Raw genomic sequence first — 19107 nt, forward strand, 5'->3', positions numbered from 1 at the left:
TTTTAATAAATAAATTTATTAGTTATATTTATTTGTATTTACTAGAAAAGTATACTCATAATTAAATATATACATAAAAATAGAGTATATAAATTGTTTAATGTTTGTACAATTTATATACTCTATTTCTTATAATTTATATTCTATTTATAGTTTATTCCTTACATGCTTCGAAGAATTCTGCTTCTGTTTCTTTTATTTCAAGCTCATTGTCTATTATTCCAACAGCTTCTTTTTTAAATGCTCTACATTGACCTATACAACCAGTCTTTACATTTTCTTCTCCAACTAAAGTTTTTAACTTATTTACATCCACATTTGAACAGTTTGGACATACTCTTATCATATTTAAGTTCCTCCTAATTAATGTCTAATTAATAATTTTATACCCAAATATAAAATTTATAAAAATCTTTTTTGTTATAAATTATTTCCATATATTCCATTTTTATCATATTATCAACATTATATAGCCATCTTATAGTTTTTTAGTACTACATGTATGGTGGTATTTGCTGTTTTCTTATTATTTCTAATTCTTTAATTTCTAAAGATTTAATTACATTTACTTTGTAGTTTTCTTTAGATTTTATATATAAAACATCTTCTGTCTTTTTGCCTTCAATAAATTTATGAGACCATTCTAATAGTTCATCAAAATTACAAATCTCTTCTTTTAAGAAAGTATCACTTTCACTAGCGAAATACTTGATTATTATTTTGGTTACTTCCAACATATATCACCCTTTGCTTTTTATTAATATTTTCATTTATAAAGTTATTATTTGTCTAAAAACTTTTTTTAAACAGAATAAATTTTTACATACAAAACTAGCATTTTTGCTCAATTTAAGCTATATTAATACATTTTAATCTATTTCTCCTTGTACCTAATAGTATATTGTGATATAATTAGTAAGTTATTTTAATCGAAGGGAGCAACAAAAATGTCACAAAAACATAAAATTATAAATATCGCAGTTATAGCCCACGTTGATGCTGGAAAGTCAACATTGGTTGATGCTTTCCTTTCTCAAAGTGGTGTTTTTAGAAAGAACGAAGTAGTTAAAGACTGCGTTATGGACAGTAACGACCTTGAAAAAGAAAGAGGCATAACTATATATTCAAAAAACTGCGCAATAAACTATGAAGATTACAAAATAAACATAGTTGATACTCCAGGACATAGCGACTTTTCTTCTGAAGTTGAGCGTGTTATGAAAACTGTTGACACAGTTATTTTATTAGTTGATGCTAGTGAAGGCCCAATGCCTCAAACTAGATTCGTTTTACAAAAATCTTTAGAGTTCGGTTTAAAACCAATATTATTTATAAACAAGATTGATAAAAAAGACCAAAGAGCGGAAGAAGTAGTTAATGAAGTTTTCGATTTATTTGTAGACTTAAATGCAACAGATGAACAATGTGAATTCCCTATAATTTATGGTATAGCTAAACAAGGTATAGCTAAACTTGAAATGGATGATGATAGTGAAGACCTTTCTCCTCTATTTAAAACTATTGTAAATCATGTTGAGGCTTATCCTGATTACGACAATGAACCTCTACAATTCCAAATATCAGCTCTTGCATATGATGATTATGTAGGTAGACTTGGTATAGGTAGAATTTATAAAGGTACTCTTAAAAGTAATACACAAGTTGCTATATGTAGAGAAGATTCTGCTATATCTAAAGGAAAAGTATCAAAACTTTCTGTATATGAAGGTTTAAAACAAGTTGAAGTTGATGAAGCTACTAGTGGAGAAATAGTAGTTATATCTGGTATACCAGATATATCTATAGGAGAAACTCTATGTGATTTAGATAATCCACTACCTATGGAGATGATAAGAATAGAAGAACCTACTCTTTCAATGAACTTCTTGGTAAACGACTCTCCATTTGTTGGAAAAAGTGGAAAATTCGTTACAACTAGACATTTAAAAGATAGACTTGAAAAAGAACTTGAAGTAAATGTAGGGCTTAAAGTTGAACCTCTTGAAACTACTGATGGATATAAAGTTTCTGGACGTGGAGAACTTCACTTATCTATACTACTTGAAAATATGAGACGTGAAGGTTATGAAATTGGTGTTTCTAAACCTGAGGTTTTAATGCATAAAGAAGATGGAAAACTAATGGAACCAGTAGAAAGAGTTGTTGTAAACTGTCCTGAAGTTTATTCTGGTACTATTATAAACGAATTGAACTTAAGAAAAGGTATGATGGAATCTATGTCAATAGAAGGAGACTATGTAAAAATAGAATTCTTAGCACCTACTCGTGGTCTTTTAGGATATAGAAGTGAATTTATAAATGCAACTCGTGGAGAAGGTACTCTAGTTCGTTCATTCGAAAAATTTGAAGAATTCAAAGGAGAAATACCTTCAAGAGGAAATGGTGTTTTAATAGCACAAGGACCTGGTGTTACTATGGGTTATTCTCTTAATGCTTTAAGTGATAGAGCAGTAATGTTTGTAGACCCTGGTGTAGAAGTTTATGAAGGTATGATAATCGGTATGAATTCTAGAAAAGATGATATGGTAGTCAATCCTTGTAAAAATAAGAAAATGAGTAACGTTCGTGCTTCTGGTTCAGATGATGCTATAAAATTATCTCCTCCTAGAATATTTACTCTTGAAGAAGCTCTAGAATTTATAGAAGATGATGAATTAGTTGAAATTACACCTGATTCTATAAGACTTAGAAAAAGATTCTTAAATGAACATGATAGATTAAGATATAATAAATCTAGACAAGGTAAATAGAACATATATTTATCTCTAGTTACTAAAATAGCCATATATACTAAAAGATATCTTTAAGTATATATGGCTATTTTTATTTTAAATTTATATTATTCAATATTTATATAATTAGCTGCTTGAACAGCTGCGATTGCTCCATCTGATGCTGCTGTTATTATCTGGCGTAAAAATTTAGTTCTACTATCTCCTGCTACATATACACCTTCTACCGATGTTGTACAAGATTCGTCTGAAATTATATACCCACCTTCATCCAAGTCAAGAACATTTTCAAACATTTTATTATTAGGTTTAAGACCTATAGCAATGAAAATACCACTCACATCTATGATTCTTTTCTCTTCAGTTTTTAAATTCTTTACTTCTATTTTTGATACAGTCTTTTCTCCTTCTATTTTTTCTACACCATGACTATAAAGTATCTCAATATTCTTTCTTGCCTTCACGGATTTCTCCAGTACTTCTTCACCTCTAAAGCTATCTCTTCTGTGAATTAAATACACTTTTGTACAATTATTGGCTAAAAATAAAGCATCTTCTAAAGCAGTATTTCCTCCACCTACTATAGCTACTTCTTTATCTTTAAAAAATGCCCCATCACATGTGGCACAATAAGATACCCCTCTACCTGTAAATTTTTCTTCTCCAACACAACCTAGTTTACGTCTTTCAACTCCATTTGCAAGAATAACAGCCTTTGCTTTATGCTCACCTGAAGATGTCTTTACAACCTTTATCTTTCCTTCTAAGTTTATCTCTTCAACTTCATCAAACTGAATGTCAACACCTTGAGCAACAGCTTGATTGTATATATTATTAGAAAATTCTACCCCAGAAATTTTTTGAACTGCTGGATAATTTTCTACCTCAGAGGTACTTGCAACTTGACCTCCATAAATACTTTTTTCAAATACTGTAACACTTAATCCTGCTCTCATAGCATAAATTGCTGAAGTTAAACCTGCTGGACCAGCACCAATTACAATGATATCTACCATAACGTTTTACCTCTCTTTATATTATTATTTCTTATATATTATTCTCATTATCTTTATACTTTACTATTATTATCCATATATACTATAAATAAAACATTATTTTTTATTGGTTGATAAAAAGCATTCGTTTAAAAGTTAATAATTCTTTATTTAAATATAATGATTATTTTTTATTAGTTAACTTTATTTTGCAAATATATAAAAAAACTGCAAATAAAATTGACTTTTATTTACAGTTCTTACTCATTTATATAATTTAAAACCTTATTGGTTATCATTTACAGTGTCTTCTAATATATTGTTCTCTGATATATATGATAGAATTGAAAGTCCATACATAACCAAAACTAATGCTGCTGTTATAAGTACTATTCCCATATTTAATACCTCCTTTTGTTTACAGTATACTATTATTATGTGAAATACTTGTGAATTTAATTTGAATATAGCTGTAATTTTACATTAACAATTTCTTCAAATTAAATATTATTAATTATATACTTTTATTAAGTCAATTACGATTAATAGTTTAAATATTAACATTATTTGCTTATATTTATATCATATACCATATAATTACATTTTTCAAATTAAAGTTTTGTAAACTTTTTTTGTAATATAGTGTAATATAAAACTGTAATATTACAGAGATGTAACTGTTCTCTCTTAATTAATTATATTAAAAACAGATTCACTACTATGAAAATCCAGATTCCCAAGAATTTAAAAAAAGTTAAAAAAATATTTTTATTTGACTCAATTTGATTACAATTTTTTTACAATTTAAAAAACATTTTTTCCAAATTTTTATATTAATGCTTGACTTTGTCTGTTTTATAATCTAGAATAATTAATAATATTAAGAATATTGAAAGGCTTTGATTAGGAAGAGTAAATCTGAATCGGTTACCAGAGAAGGAAACTATTAGCTGAAATGTTTCCCTAATTAGAAAGATTGAAAACTACCTATGAGCTTCTATCTGAAGTTATCTCAATGATTTTAGTAGGAATAGACGTTTTTATTACTTACGTTAAAGTATCAAGTGGATTTTTTTAAATCAATTTGGGTGGAACCGCGGGAAACAGATTCTCGTCCCTTTTTAGGGATGAGGGTCTTTTTTTATTACCTAAAACCAATTTTTAAAATATTCTGTACTTAACTTAATTAGCTAATTAAAAATTTAAAATATATGGAGGGTTATAGAAATGTATTATTCAAGTACAAGAGGCACCAAAGAAAAAGTAACTGCATCGCAAGCAATAATAAAGGGAATCTCAAATGATGGTGGTCTTTATGTCCCAAGTGAATTTCCAAATGTTGAAAATGAACTTATAGATTTAGTGAATTTAACGTATTCTCAGATAGCATTTTTTGTACTTAGTAAATTTTTATGTAATTTTACTGAAGATGAGATTAAGGGCTGTATAGAAAATGCATATGATGAAAAGTTTGATTGCACTAGTATAGCTCCATTAAATAAAGTAAATGATACTTATTTCTTGGAATTATATCATGGACCAACTTTAGCATTTAAAGATATGGCACTTACTATAATGCCTCATCTTCTTAAAACATCTATTAAGAAAGATAATTTAGATAAAGATGTTGTAATTCTTACAGCTACATCTGGAGATACAGGAAAAGCTGCACTTGAGGGATTTAAGGATATTGATAAGATAAAGATAATTGTATTCTTCCCAGAAGATGGTGTAAGTGCAGTACAAAAGCTTCAAATGAAGACTCAGACTGGAAAAAATACATATGTAGTTGGTATAAAAGGAAATTTTGACGATGCACAATCTGGTGTAAAGGAAATTTTCTCTGACAAAGAATTTAATCAAAATTTATTAGATAATAACTATATATTATCTTCTGCTAATTCAATTAATATAGGAAGACTTCTTCCACAAGTTGCATATTATTTTTATTCATATATGAAATTAGTTGATAATGGAGAGATAAAGTTAAATGATAAAATAAATTTTGTTGTCCCAACTGGTAATTTTGGTAATATTTTAGCTGGATATTATGCTAAACAAATGGGTCTTCCAATAAACAAATTAATATGTGCATCAAATGATAATAATGTTCTTTATGATTTCTTTAAAACTGGTGTTTATGATAAAAATAGAACATTAAAATTAACTTCTTCTCCTTCTATGGATATATTAATATCTAGTAATTTAGAAAGATTGTTGTTTGAGATATCAAATAGAAATACTGACATTGTAAATAAACTACTATCAGACCTTAACAATAATGGAATCTACAAAATAAACGAAGATATGGAAAAAAATCTATCTTCATTTTATGGGGAATATTCAAACGAAGAAGAAGTTAAAGAAACAATAAATAGCGTATTTAAAAATTATAATTATTTAATAGATACTCATACTGCTGTTGCATACAATTGTTATGAAAAGTACAAAAAAGAAACTTCTGATAACACAAAAACTGTTATTGTAAGTACTGCAAGTCCATTTAAGTTTTCTGAAGATGTTCTAAAATCTATAGATTGTGATTTTGAAAAGCTTGATGACTTTGCTATAATTGATAGATTATCAAGTATTTCTAAAATAGATATACCAAAACCTATTAAAAATCTTAAAGATGCAGAAATACTACATAAAGATATTTGTGAAAAAGATGAATTAAAACTAGCTATAAAAAAATTCTTGAAAGTATAGGTGATTATTATGTTAGAGATTATAGTTCCTGCAACAAGTGCTAATATAGGTCCAGGATTTGATTGTCTTGGAATTGCATTAAATATATATAATAAATTTTATATTGAAGAAATCGAAAGTGGTCTTGAAATAGAGGGCTGTGAAGATGCCTATAAAAACGAAAATAACTTAGTTTATACATCTATGAAGTACTTTTTTGATAGAGTTAAGCCAGGCAAAATACCTACTGGTATCAAAATAAAAATTCAAAGCGAGGTACCTATTTGTAGAGGTCTTGGTAGTAGTGCATCTTGCATAGTAGCTGGTGTTATAGCAGCAAATGCTCTATCAAATGCTAATTTAGACAAATGTCAATTGCTAAATATAGCATCAGAAATAGAAGGTCATCCAGATAATGTTGCTCCTGCAATTTTAGGAAATATGATTGTCTCTGTGACTGATAACGAGAATATACACTATGATATTATAGAAATTCCTAATGAGCTTAAATTTTGTGCAATGATACCTAATTTTAAGTTATCAACTGAAAAAGCTAGGGGTGTTTTACCAAAAGAAATACCATATTCTGATGGTGTATTCAATGTTAGCAGAGTTGCTTTACTTGTATCGGCTCTACTAAACAAAAACTTTGACCTTCTTAAAGTAGCTTGTCAAGATAAATTACATCAAGATTATAGAGGAACTCTGATTGAAAACTACAGTGATATTGTTGAAAAATCTGAGCAATTAAATAGTATTGGAGTCTTTTTAAGTGGAGCTGGCCCTACTATAATGTCTTTAATAAAAGAAAATGATGATAGTTTTGTAGATAATATGAAAGCTTACCTATCAAAATTAAAATCTGATTGGGAAATAAAAGAGTTATGTTGTGATTCTAATGGAGCTGTTTTAAATATTATATAATTATCATCTCATCTATAAAATATAACTACTCTTTTATTATAATTTGTAGTATAATAATTAGGACTAGGTAATAATATTAAGTATTATAATCTAGTTCTTTAAACATGTTTACATTGAGGAGGGATTATCATAAAAGAGTTAATAATTAGAGATTTAGTTGCAAAAGTTCCGATAATTCAAGGTGGAATGGGCGTTGGTATATCTAGATCATCATTAGCTGGTGCAGTTGCTAAGCTTGGTGGTGTTGGTGTAATTTCTGGGGTTCAAATTGGATACGATGAGGAAGATTTTGAAACTAACACTATAAATGCAAATTTAAGAGCTATAAAAAAACATATTTCTAGAGCTAAAGAAATCTCAAATGGTGGTATTATTGGTATTAATTTTATGGTGGCTATGAAAGAATATGAAACATACGTAAAAGAAGCTGTTAAAGCTGGTGTAGACCTTATAATATCCGGAGCTGGATTACCTAATAAGCTACCATCATTAGTAAAAGGAAGTAATGTAAAAATAGCTCCTATAGTTTCAACTGCAAAAGCTGCTAGTGTAATTTTAAAAATGTGGGATAGGAAAGAAAAAACTACTGCTGACTTAATAGTTGTTGAAGGTCCAAAAGCTGGTGGTCACCTTGGATACTCTAATGAGGAACTTGATAACATAGATTCTATAGACTATGATAAGGAATTTGTTGAAATTTTAAAAGTTGCAAATACTTATGGAGAAAAATTTGGTAGAAATATTCCGGTTGTTGCTGCTGGTGGTATAACATCTAGCAGTGATGTTAAAAAATATATAGACATGGGAGCCAGTGGTGTGCAAGTGGGTACAAGATTTGTTGCTACTTATGAATGTGATGCACATGAGAACTTTAAAATGGCATACATAAATGCTAGTGAAGACGATGTTCATATAGTTAAAAGCCCTGTAGGCCTTCCTGGACGTGCTATAAGAAATAAATTTATAGAAGAAGTTAAAATAACTCGTCCAGAAATAACAAAATGTTACAATTGCTTGATTCCTTGTAACCCAAAAGAAACTCCTTACTGTATTTCCCAAGCTTTAATCAATGCAGTTAAAGGAGATGTGGAAAATTCACTTTTATTTTGTGGAAATGATGCATATAAGATTGACAAGTTAAGCACTGTTGAAGATGTTATCAATGAATTAATTTCTGAGTTGTAATTTAAAAAATTATAATTTAAAATTTTATCAAGCTAAGGAGTTTAAATATGTTATTGATTAATCTTTATTAACATATTTACTTCCTTAGCTTTTTTATATACTTTTATATGTCAATCTATTTTTACTATTCTTCTATTCAACTCAATGTAATAGTAGTCTTATATTTAATCTTCTTTTACAAGCACATTAGTTATTTCAGCTATATACAAAGTGTGATAATCCTTTTGTGGATACCATCTTCCATCTATGCCTTCAGCAATAAAACATTGAGGCTCGATTTTCTGACTATACATTTTTTTACATATAATAGCCATCTTTGCTTCTTTAAAATAAGGTGTATTATTTAAGTATTCTATATTAAATCCAATCTGTGATATCTTATCTTCTTCTCTACCAGATACTTTTCCACAATATGAAAGCTCTTTACGGAAATCTTCCTCAAAAAAAGTAAGAGAAAATTTATCTGTATTATCTATAAATTCCTTAGTATAACGCTGTGGTCTTATTACTACAAAGGCAACATCTTTTCCCCACATAACTCCAAGACCACCCCAACTAGCAGTCATAGTATTTACTTTACCTTCTTTTTCTGCTGTTATAAGTGTCCAATCTTTGCCTATCAATCCAAATGGGTTGTTTTTAATCTCTTCTGCCACAATTTCTTTAAATTCACTCATATCTCAATACCCTCTCATTCTCTTATATTTATGGTACTCTTATTTTCCTTACAAACTATAAATAAAATACCCTTTTTAAATATATTATTGTAAATAAGTAAATATATGAATACACACTTATTTTTTTAATATATTTAATATTTTCACTCAGAATATATATATTCTTTATTTAAATTAAATATAACCTCTATATTTTGCATGTAAATTTTGGTAAAAATATTATTTAATCAAATCAAAACTTGATTTATATACCTGGAAAAGGTATTATATTAAAGAGTGCTTAAAATACGAATTTCGTACTTAGGTATCTATAAAATAATAAATAAGGAGAGTGATGGGCAATGGATACTAGTCCGTTGCGGAGAGAATTTTTCACAATCTCATCACTTAATAATATCTAAAATTAAAACTAATACATATATTCAGTTATATAAATTAGCTAATTAATAGATACTATTAAATGATGAGATTTATATAAAACTGAATAAAGGATGTGTTGCCATGATAAGATATTACAAAACTATAGATTCAAAACTAGAGAAACTTAGTTTTTTTGAAGATGGCTGTTGGATAAATCTTGTTGAACCTAATCATAGTGAAATCAACGAAATTTCTAATTTATTAAATATAGATGTAGAAAATATAGAATCTGCACTAGATGAAGAAGAACGCTCAAGAATAGATGTTGAAGACAATCATACTCTTATACTTATAGATATACCAGTAGACGAAAGTGACTCTAATTCTTCTCATTATACTACAATACCCCTAGGTATTATAATAACTAAAGAAGCTATTATAACAGTTTGTAATGCACAAACTAAGATTTTAAACGACTTTATAGTTGGTCATATTAAAGATTTCTTTACATTTAAAAAAACTCGCTTTTTACTTCAGATTCTTCACAAAAATGCAGCTTATTACTTGCATTACTTAAGAAAAATAAATAAAATGACAATCATAATAGAGCGAGAAATTTACAAATCAATGAAAAACAGAGAATTGGTTCAGTTATTGGAATTAGAAAAGTCTTTGGTATACTTCTCTACTTCACTAAAATCTAATGAACTGGTTTTAAACAAGATGGTTAGAACTGCTGGTATAAAGAAATACCCAGACGATGAAGACCTATTAGAAGATGTTATAGTCGAAAATAGACAGGCTCTTGATATGGCTAAAATATATGGAGATATATTGAGTAGAATTATGGATGCTTTCAGCGCAATTATAAGTAATAATCAAAATAATGTTATGCAAATTTTAACAGTAGTTACACTAATTTTCTCAATACCTACAATAATATCAGGATTTTTTGGTATGAATGTTATAAATATGCCATTTTCTAATAATCCAAATGGATTTTGGATTATTCTTCTTATTACCTCTATAATATGTATAGTGATTACATTTTTCATGTCAAGAAATAAGCTATTATAAAATATTAATAAAAAAAGCCCTTAGAATAAATTGACTTCATTTATTCTAAGGGCTTTTATACATTTAAATCTATATACTCTTATAAAGTTTTTTAATTATCATGTTCTTCATCTATAATCATTTCAGTTTCAAGACCTTCTAACATTGAATCTAGACTCTCTTTTATATTTAATATATAAATAGGCACATACTCTTCTTCGTCAATTACTTCTTCTTGTAGCTTAAATGGAGGAATTAATACTTCATCAAAATTTATATTTAAATTAGGAAAATCTTCTACTATCTCTTCACAATTATCATATTCTTCATTAGCTAAAGAAGTATACATATCTAAACTTTTTTTGTAATAAAGACCTGCAAGCATATACTCACACTTCTTACTTCCATATTTAATACCTTCTTTATAATATTTCTCGGCTTCTACATCATCATTTAATTTCAAATAAATTTGTCCTAAATTATATATTGATTCAACACAGCCTTGTGCTCTAGACTTTTCATACCAAAACTTAGAATTTACATAATCTTTATAAAACATATCATAAATTAATCCTACCATATGTTGAGCATACACATTATTTTCATTAGCGGGTGTATCAAACATCATTTTGGCTTCTTCCAATTTTCCTTCTCTGAAATAAATTCTACCTAAGTGTATACGAGCATTCATATGGTTTTTGCTACTTGCCATCTCAAAATATTTTCTAGCATTTTTTGTGTTACCTAGATTTTCATATATGCATCCCAATCTATAGCTAGACCTAGTATCTCCATTTTCAGATGCTTTTTTGTACCAAATTATAGCTTCTTCGATATTGTTTAAATCTTCATAGATGTTTCCTAATTTGATTTGACAAGATGCATTATTTGGAATCCTTGAATAATACAAAATCGCTTTTTCTATGTCTTGATTTTGATAATATAAATCTCCAAGATTTTCAAGGGAGCTTTTGCATCCAACGGCTATAGCATCTTCATAATATTTAATAGCATTTTCATAATCTTTTTCTTCAAAATATATACCTGCTAGATTATTTTTTGCCTCTGTTATGTCATCTTCTGCGGCCATTTTATAATAAGTTTTTGCTTTTTCTATATCATTCTCCCTATTATATAGGTTAGCAAGTCTATATTTAGAAAGTGTATGATTTTTTTCTATTGCCTTCTCATAATAATAAATTGCATCTCCTAATTCTTCTTTTCTATCATATACATATGCAAGTCTGTATTCAGATTTTACATCTTCTCTATCTGCACTCTTTTTATAATACCTCTCTGCTTCTTCTAGATTATCATTTATTTCCATAATCATACCTAAATTAAAACAACCTTTTATATGACCTGATTTGTATAATTGCTTATATAAACTTACTGTTGATTTATTATCTTTCTTTTTCCCATTTAATATTGCTAAATTATATTTTGCATCATCATCTAAGAGTACAGAACCTTTTTTATAATATTCATATGCATCATCATCTTTTTCTAAAAAAGTATATAATACTCCTAAATTAAAACAAGCTTTACCTAGGTTATTGTCTGCTGCTTCTTTTAACCATTTTTCACATCTTATAAAATCTTTCATTTTAAAATGGCATACACCCAAATTATTTTGTGCTTGTAAATACCCTAGCGTTGCTATCTTTTCATACCAATATATAGCATACTCGTAACCATCTAATCTATAATACATATTACCTAAATCAAAAGCAGCATCATCACTTCCACTTTTATATGCCATTGAGTACCATTTTTCTGCTTCTTTAAACTGTTTCTTACTTTCATATATATTCCCCAAAGTGTATTGAGACTTTACATAATTATCCAATGCTGCACTCTTATATAATTCTATTGCACTTTCTGTCTTACCCATCTTTTCAAGAAGAGCCCCTTTAGTGTGTACAACTTTAGGGTCACTGGATATATTTTTTATTTTTTTTATAGAAAATTTTGTATTTTTCATTATTAGCTACCTACCCATTTTATAAAATATATTCTCTCAAACATTATTATACATTATAATCCATAATTAATGCTATAATATTGAATTTTTACCTTTTGTCACTATATTGTAACATTAGATTTTAAATTTTATAATCATTAGATTTTATTATATAATTGGTATATAATGTATATATAGGGAGGGGACATTTTATGAATTTCAGCAACATTTTTATTCAAGTAGCAGTTTTATTTATAATTATTTTAGTCGGATATTTTGTCAGAAAATTCAACTTATTAGATGACCACTGCACATCTAAGCTTTCAAATTTAACAATGACGGTTTTTTTGCCATCAATGATAATTAGCTCCATGCAAATTAACTTTGATAATAAAATGATACAAAAAATACTATTGTTATTATTTACATCTCTGATTATGTATATAGTCTCAATTATAATTGCATTTTTATTAAAATACATTTTGAAATGTGACAATGAAAAAGATTTGGGGATATATCAGTATATAGTTGTTTTTTCAAATGTTGCTTTTATGGGCTATCCTGTAATTGAAGCTGTTCTAGGTCATGAAGCGATATTCTATACTGCGATATTCAATTTACCATTTAACTTGTTTTCTTTTACTTTAGGAATTTACCTTCTATCTAAAGGTAGTACAAACAAAGGTTTTTCAATGAAATCACTTATAAGCCCTGCTACAGTAGCTGTGGTTATTGGACTTTTTTTATTCGTGACAGGGCTTAGATTACCTCAATTTATAAATGACCCACTTAAGATGTTAGGAAATATCACTACGCCAATATCCATGATTATCATTGGAAGTTTACTTGCTAATTCTTCAGCTCTAGATTGTTTTGTCAATAAAAAATTATATCTAGTCACTTTTATAAGATTATTGATACTTCCTGTAATTGTATATTTTATTCTAAAGGGATGGGTAAATGATAATATGATTTTAGCTATACCAGTAGTAATTTCTTCCATGCCTGCTGCTGCAAATACTGCTATAATGGCTAATCAATATGATTCTAATATAACACTTGCTTCACAATGTGTGTTTTTTACAACACTATTTTCAGTTATATCTATACCTTTTATAAGTATTTTATTGTTGTCTTGATTTATTCTTTTATGTATTATATAATAACATATTCAATAAATTACAAATATAAACATTTTATTGTAGTATATTGATGGAATTTTTTCCTAGATATTTGTCAATAATATCTATATGTATTATAGAATAGGAGGCTTAAATATGGATATAGATTTACTCTTTAAAATAGTATTTGCTATAGTTGCTATAGGTGTTTCTGTAAAAATTATCAAGACTGTTGCCAGTCTAGCTTTCAAAATAGCTTTGATATTGCTAATAATTTTATTTGTATATAGAATGTTTTTGTAAGCATTTAAAAATAAGTTTTTTAATACAATAGAGAAGTAGAATAAATTATCTTTAATGAAAAACCTCTATTAAAGACAATTTATTCTACTTCTCTATTACTACTTACTTCTTTAAATTAAATTTTTATTATATCTTCCCATAATATAGATATCTTCAAACTTTCCATCTCTAATTACAGCATATCTTTTAATACCCTCTACTTCAAAGCCTAATTTTTTATATAAATTTAATCCTTTTTCATTGTCCACAATTACTTCTAATCCTACTCTAGCTAACATAATCCAATTGTCTGCTATATCTAAAAGCTGTTCTATAAGTTTTTTTCCTACTCCTCTTCTATGATAGTTCTCATTGACAGTTATACCTAATTCTGCACTATGTCTTAATCTTGGAGAAGAATTTACATGTAAACCAGCAAAACCTATTACAGTTTTTTCTCCATTATTATCAATTTCAGCTACAAACATGTAATCATTTTCTCCTAAAGAATCCAGCATAGCTGTCGTTTTATCCACTCTGTCACTCATTAAAGCCAAAGTATTTCTCATAACACCATATGCTCTTCTCATTTCATTAACAGCTTGTGCATCTTCTCTTCTTATAGGTCTTATTGTTATATCTATAGCATTACTCATATTAGATTCCCCCTTTTAAACTTTCTTATTTAAAACTTTCTAAGTCTTATTTTATACCTTTTAAATCTATGTATGCTTCTATTTGAGGCACATATATCATATTCTCTTTTATATGTGTATTTCCAAATTCTTTTAGCTCTGTGCCGTCTTCATCCTTAGTTATTTTATATCTAATTGACTCTTCCCTTTCAGTTACTTCAGCATGAAAAAACATACCTTCATATTGCTTGAATCTAAAATTAAAATTGTCTTTAGTAAGTTTTATTACCATGTTTTTATCTACTCCTTATATAATTAATATTTTTTATTATTATTAGTTGTATACATATTGTTTATTCATATTAATATATTATAACTTATCATTTATTTAGTATAAAGTTATAAATACATATATCTATACTTATTTTACAATCTATCTCCAAGTGATATATAATAGTTTTATATAAACTAGATTCTGTGAGGTGAAATATGAACAAAAAAGCAAAATATTTTTCTTTAATTCTTTTTCCTATTGCTTTACTTTTAAATTTTATAGCAAGTAAAATTCCACATATTGTTGAAAAATATTACTCTCAAATCATAGACAAAACAATTATACAAATACTGAGTAAAATTTCAGGAATTTTTCCATTTTCTCTCTATGAAATTACAATGTACATAATCGTTATATCTGTCTTTTTATTTTTATGTTCTACTATATTTACGATTTTTAATAAGAAAAAAAATTTAAAAACATTTTTGAAAAATGCTATTTTAAATATATTATCCATTGTATCAATAGTATACTTTCTTTTTATAGTGCTTTGGGGGATAAACTATAATAGAATTCCACTTGAAACTACCCTCATAAATCAATATAATTTAAAAAACAATAGCTCTATTCAATCAAAACAACATAGTGTTAACGAGCTTGCTAGACTATATAAATTCCTCGTAACTAAGTCAAATAAAACTAGAAAACTCACATTACAAGATAAGAATGGTGTTGTAAAATATAATACAGATTATAAAGGTGTCATAAATAGAGCTCAACTAGGCTATGATAATATTCTAGATATATTACCTAGTGTTAGTGGCAATTATTCTAAGGCTAAATATATTATTTCATCAAATCTTATGTGTTATACAGGAATAACTGGTATATATTTTCCTTTTACAGGCGAAGCAAATGTAAATGTAGCAATACCTGACTTGTATATTCCTTGTACAGTTGAACATGAGATGGCACATCAAAGGGGATTTGCTAGTGAAGATGAAGCTAATTTTATAGCGTATCTTACTTCTATAAAACACCCTAATATTGATTTTAACTATTCTGGTTATATTCTAGCTTTAAATCATACTGCTTCTGCATTAAGTACAGTTGATTATGATGCCTATATTGAAATTTCTGCTGGTATTTCAGATTCTGTTCGTAGAGATTTAAAAAACCAAAGTGAATTCTGGCAAAAATATGAAGGTAAAATCAATGAAATTTCTAATGAGTTTAATAATTCTTATTTAAAAGCTAATGGTGTCGCTGAAGGTACTCAGAGTTATGGCAAAATGGTCGATTTATTATTAACCTATTATGAATTATATCCATATTAAGTACTACAATTCAAAACTCTATTAACAAACAGCTGGTGTTAAGTCAGTTGTTTGTTAAGTTAAATAAATTATTTCAATCAAATTGCTTACATATAATTTGAAACTATGTATATTTTGGATGTAAAATAGAGCTTATATTTCTAATTTTATTTGATTTTAAAGCAAATATGTTAAATAACAATACATTCTATTGTACAATTATAGAATATAACTATTTCGCCTTATAATATCTATATAATATTTTCACTTCTAACTATTCTATTACAAATATTTTCATCATCTTTGATAAATATTTTATCTAAGATTTTAAAATAAAAAAGCACATATCAAAATCTGATACATGCCCATAATCTTATATATAATTCATTTTATTAGAATCAAAATATCTTTGTGTAATTTATATTCCCAACTAAATCATTGGAAATTTAACCAGCTTAGTATTAGCTAAATGCCTACTTAATTTTAATTTCATCAAATATTACTTATAGTAATTTTCTAATATACTAGTAGCCACTGATTTTCCTTGAAAACCTTTCAACCAATTCTCATATGCTGAATTTTTCCACACACTACCATCATTAAATGTTACTTGTTTTACACATGATATTATATACTTTACATCATGCTCTCCAGTTGATTGTTTCCATTTGTCAAACAATAGAAAAGCTTCATCTTGCTTATTTCCTGATTTTATTGCATTTTTCTTTGCATATTCTTTCTCCATTTGCTGCCATTCTTTCAGCCATTTTTCTACCCATGCCTTACCTTGTTGTTTTTCAAACATACTTATTATATCCTTTGGTGGTTGTTGTTGCATTTTTCTATAAATATGTGAATATGATTTTGGAGACACAGGAGATATTCCTGCTACAATGCCATAGTCTACACCATCTGGACTAAATCCAACACTTCCTACTTCGCCATTTGTTGCTACATTTTGAGCATCCCAATACAACTCAAGTGGTTTTCCATTTTTATCATATGCTAAACATGTAATTTCATAGTCCATAATTGCCTTTTTACTGGCATTTGTTAAATTTATAACATTACTAGGCCAATGGTATGGACTATCATCATACTGTACTTTGCTATTATTTATAAATAGTGGAATATTTTTGTTATAAACAAGACCTTTACTATTTGAAGTATATGAGACTTTATGTGTTGTAGTACTTTGTGTATTTTCTGAGTATGAATTTATTCCTTCTGAATTGGTTGTATTAAGAGAAAATGTTGTTGTAGTTCCAATAATCAACAAGGCAACAACTAAAATGGGTAAACTAAATATTTTTCTATATTTCATAGTTCTTCCCCCTTTCTTTTATTAATTTATACTAAAATAATTTACCAAAAATATTAAGACTTACATTTACATAATATTCCAGTAATTTTAGTAATTAAATTTTATCACAATGGCAAATAAAATTCAACATTATCCCAGTATTTTTTCATTATATTAAATTTTATTTTATTTTCATAAATCTAGAATAGAGCTTAGGTCATGTATATATAATTAAATTAGAATATAGATTCCTTATATTTTTTAAGATTTATCAAATTAAAAATGGCTAGATGATTAAATATTCTAGAAAAAACCTATTCTAAAAATATTAAAAAATCTAGCCAATTAACATCTCTCGATTGTATACTATAACTTATCAATCTCTTCTAGTAACTCATCAACTAACTTGTCTCCATCAATCATTCTCACTATTTCGCCTTTTTTAAATAAAAGACCTTCACCTTTACCACCAGCAATACCTATATCTGCTTCTCTAGCCTCACCAGGTCCATTTACAGCACATCCCATAATTGCAACAGTAATATCTTTTTCCATATTACCAATCTTTTGTTCAACCTCATTTACAACACCAATTAAATCTATATTACATCTACCACATGTAGGACATGATATAACCTTAATCTTATCATTCAAAAGACCCAAACTTCTTAAAATTTGTTTACCAACAACAACCTCTTCAACTGGGTCACCTGTCAAAGATATTCTAACAGTATCTCCAATTCCTTTAAGAAGGAGTGCTCCTACACCTATAGAAGATTTTATTGTTCCTTTATGGACACTTCCAGATTCTGTGATTCCAACATGAAGAGGATAATCAACTTTTTTTGATATTAATTCATATGCATCAACAGTTTTATAAATATCAGATGATTTTAGAGATATAACGATATTATAAAAATCTAAATCTTCAAGAATCTTAATATGTCCCATAGCACTTTCAACTAATGCTTCAGCTGTTGCAGAACCATACTTTTTTAAAAGTTCTTTTTCTAAAGAACCACCATTAACTCCAATTCTAATTTTTAAATTTTTTTCCTTACATTTCTCAACTACAGCTTTAACTCTTTCTACGTTTCCAATGTTACCAGGATTTATTCTAATTCCATCAGCACCTTGTTCTATAGCTTCAAGAGCCAACTTATAATCAAAATGTATATCAGCTATAATAGGTATATTTACACTAGACTTTATCTTACCTATATTCTTAGCTGCTTTAATATCAGGAACAGCCACTCTAACAATATCACAACCAGCTTCCTCTAATCTCTTTATTTGAGCTATTGTAGCATCTGCATCTCTTGTATCAGTGTTTGTCATAGATTGTATACTTATAGGATTCTCTCCTCCTGTTTTTATACTTCCTACACTTACTTCTCTAGTTTTTCTTCTTTCGTAACTCATATTCCACCTCTATATATTATTTTATATTAACTCTATTTAACTATTAAAAATACTCTAATCTACATATATATATTATAAATTAAAAAGCTATATAGTTAAATAAATAAGAATAAATTTCATATATTGAAACTTATTTATTCTTACTTAAAACTA

At 27.4% G+C, this 19107-nt stretch carries 17 protein-coding genes and 1 other annotated feature; of the genes, 8 read left to right on the forward strand and 9 right to left on the reverse strand.

Features of this window, described 5'->3' with window-relative positions; all coding sequences use genetic code 11:
• Positions 1–154: 154 nt before the first annotated feature.
• Together ACTG45_RS11560 and ACTG45_RS11565 are read right to left on the reverse strand one after the other, a co-directional pair.
• A complete protein-coding gene (locus ACTG45_RS11560) occupies positions 155–346 on the reverse strand; it encodes a hypothetical protein (RefSeq protein WP_003424459.1) in 192 nt (63 codons plus the stop codon).
• Between the two features lie 148 nt (positions 347–494).
• Entirely contained in the window at positions 495–737 is a 243-nt protein-coding gene (locus tag ACTG45_RS11565; RefSeq protein ID WP_021384973.1) for a hypothetical protein, read from the reverse strand.
• A 210-nt stretch (positions 738–947) separates the two neighbouring features.
• Here ACTG45_RS11565 and typA point away from each other — a divergent pair, with 210 nt between their 5' ends.
• Entirely contained in the window at positions 948–2771 is a 1824-nt protein-coding gene (typA, locus tag ACTG45_RS11570) for a translational GTPase TypA (protein WP_021384963.1), read from the forward strand.
• Between the two features lie 89 nt (positions 2772–2860).
• Here the strand turns inward: typA and trxB are convergent, their stop codons facing one another.
• Positions 2861–3769 carry a thioredoxin-disulfide reductase gene (gene trxB, locus ACTG45_RS11575; protein WP_021384962.1) on the reverse strand — a complete coding sequence of 303 codons (909 nt, stop codon included), beginning with the start codon at positions 3767–3769 and terminating at the stop codon, positions 2861–2863.
• Positions 3770–4638: 869 nt separating this feature from the next.
• Positions 4639–4870, forward strand: a binding site (T-box leader).
• Positions 4871–4975: 105 nt separating this feature from the next.
• Here trxB and thrC point away from each other — a divergent pair.
• The 3 genes from thrC (at position 4976) to ACTG45_RS11590 (ending at position 8545) form a co-directional block, all read left to right on the forward strand.
• Entirely contained in the window at positions 4976–6457 is a 1482-nt protein-coding gene (gene thrC, locus ACTG45_RS11580; protein WP_479916907.1) for a threonine synthase, read from the forward strand.
• 9 nt (positions 6458–6466) lie between these two features.
• Positions 6467–7360 (forward strand): homoserine kinase, encoded by an 894-nt coding sequence (thrB, locus tag ACTG45_RS11585; protein WP_479919019.1) that lies wholly within the window; start codon positions 6467–6469, stop codon positions 7358–7360.
• Between the two features lie 126 nt (positions 7361–7486).
• A complete protein-coding gene (locus tag ACTG45_RS11590) occupies positions 7487–8545 on the forward strand; it encodes an NAD(P)H-dependent flavin oxidoreductase (RefSeq protein ID WP_079747000.1) in 1059 nt (352 codons plus the stop codon).
• A gap of 164 nt (positions 8546–8709) precedes the next feature.
• On the opposite strand, the gene ACTG45_RS11595 is transcribed toward ACTG45_RS11590, so the two are convergent.
• Entirely contained in the window at positions 8710–9222 is a 513-nt protein-coding gene (locus ACTG45_RS11595; protein WP_021384966.1) for a flavin reductase family protein, read from the reverse strand.
• 501 nt (positions 9223–9723) lie between these two features.
• Between ACTG45_RS11595 and ACTG45_RS11600 the strand changes: the two genes are divergently transcribed.
• Entirely contained in the window at positions 9724–10659 is a 936-nt protein-coding gene (locus ACTG45_RS11600; RefSeq protein ID WP_021384983.1) for a magnesium transporter CorA family protein, read from the forward strand.
• A gap of 91 nt (positions 10660–10750) precedes the next feature.
• On the opposite strand, the gene ACTG45_RS11605 is transcribed toward ACTG45_RS11600, so the two are convergent.
• Positions 10751–12622 carry a tetratricopeptide repeat protein gene (locus ACTG45_RS11605; protein WP_021384960.1) on the reverse strand — a complete coding sequence of 624 codons (1872 nt, stop codon included), beginning with the start codon at positions 12620–12622 and terminating at the stop codon, positions 10751–10753.
• A gap of 191 nt (positions 12623–12813) precedes the next feature.
• On the opposite strand from ACTG45_RS11605, the gene ACTG45_RS11610 reads away from it, so the two are divergent.
• Positions 12814–13740 (forward strand): AEC family transporter, encoded by a 927-nt coding sequence (locus tag ACTG45_RS11610; protein ID WP_479919020.1) that lies wholly within the window; start codon positions 12814–12816, stop codon positions 13738–13740.
• A gap of 138 nt (positions 13741–13878) precedes the next feature.
• Complete coding sequence (locus tag ACTG45_RS11615) at positions 13879–14025, forward strand: hypothetical protein (RefSeq protein WP_021384980.1); 147 nt, start codon at positions 13879–13881, stop codon at positions 14023–14025.
• Positions 14026–14135: 110 nt separating this feature from the next.
• Here the strand turns inward: ACTG45_RS11615 and ACTG45_RS11620 are convergent, their stop codons facing one another.
• Positions 14136–14660: a GNAT family N-acetyltransferase gene (locus ACTG45_RS11620; protein ID WP_479916908.1), complete on the reverse strand. Its 525-nt coding sequence runs from the start codon at positions 14658–14660 to the stop codon at positions 14136–14138.
• A 46-nt stretch (positions 14661–14706) separates the two neighbouring features.
• The gene (locus tag ACTG45_RS11625) at positions 14707–14931 is read right to left on the reverse strand and encodes a hypothetical protein (RefSeq protein ID WP_479919021.1); all 225 of its coding nucleotides are present in this window, start codon (positions 14929–14931) and stop codon (positions 14707–14709) included.
• Between the two features lie 197 nt (positions 14932–15128).
• Between ACTG45_RS11625 and ACTG45_RS11630 the strand changes: the two genes are divergently transcribed.
• A complete protein-coding gene (locus ACTG45_RS11630) occupies positions 15129–16250 on the forward strand; it encodes a DUF3810 domain-containing protein (RefSeq protein WP_479919022.1) in 1122 nt (373 codons plus the stop codon).
• Between the two features lie 478 nt (positions 16251–16728).
• On the opposite strand, the gene ACTG45_RS11635 is transcribed toward ACTG45_RS11630, so the two are convergent.
• Both ACTG45_RS11635 and ispG read right to left on the reverse strand, forming a co-directional pair.
• Complete coding sequence (locus ACTG45_RS11635; protein WP_479919023.1) at positions 16729–17553, reverse strand: DUF5780 domain-containing protein; 825 nt, start codon at positions 17551–17553, stop codon at positions 16729–16731.
• Positions 17554–17898: 345 nt separating this feature from the next.
• Positions 17899–18954 (reverse strand): flavodoxin-dependent (E)-4-hydroxy-3-methylbut-2-enyl-diphosphate synthase, encoded by a 1056-nt coding sequence (gene ispG / locus ACTG45_RS11640; RefSeq protein ID WP_479919024.1) that lies wholly within the window; start codon positions 18952–18954, stop codon positions 17899–17901.
• Positions 18955–19107: the final 153 nt, after the last annotated feature.

The organism is Clostridioides sp. LIBA-7602 (assembly GCF_056688945.1).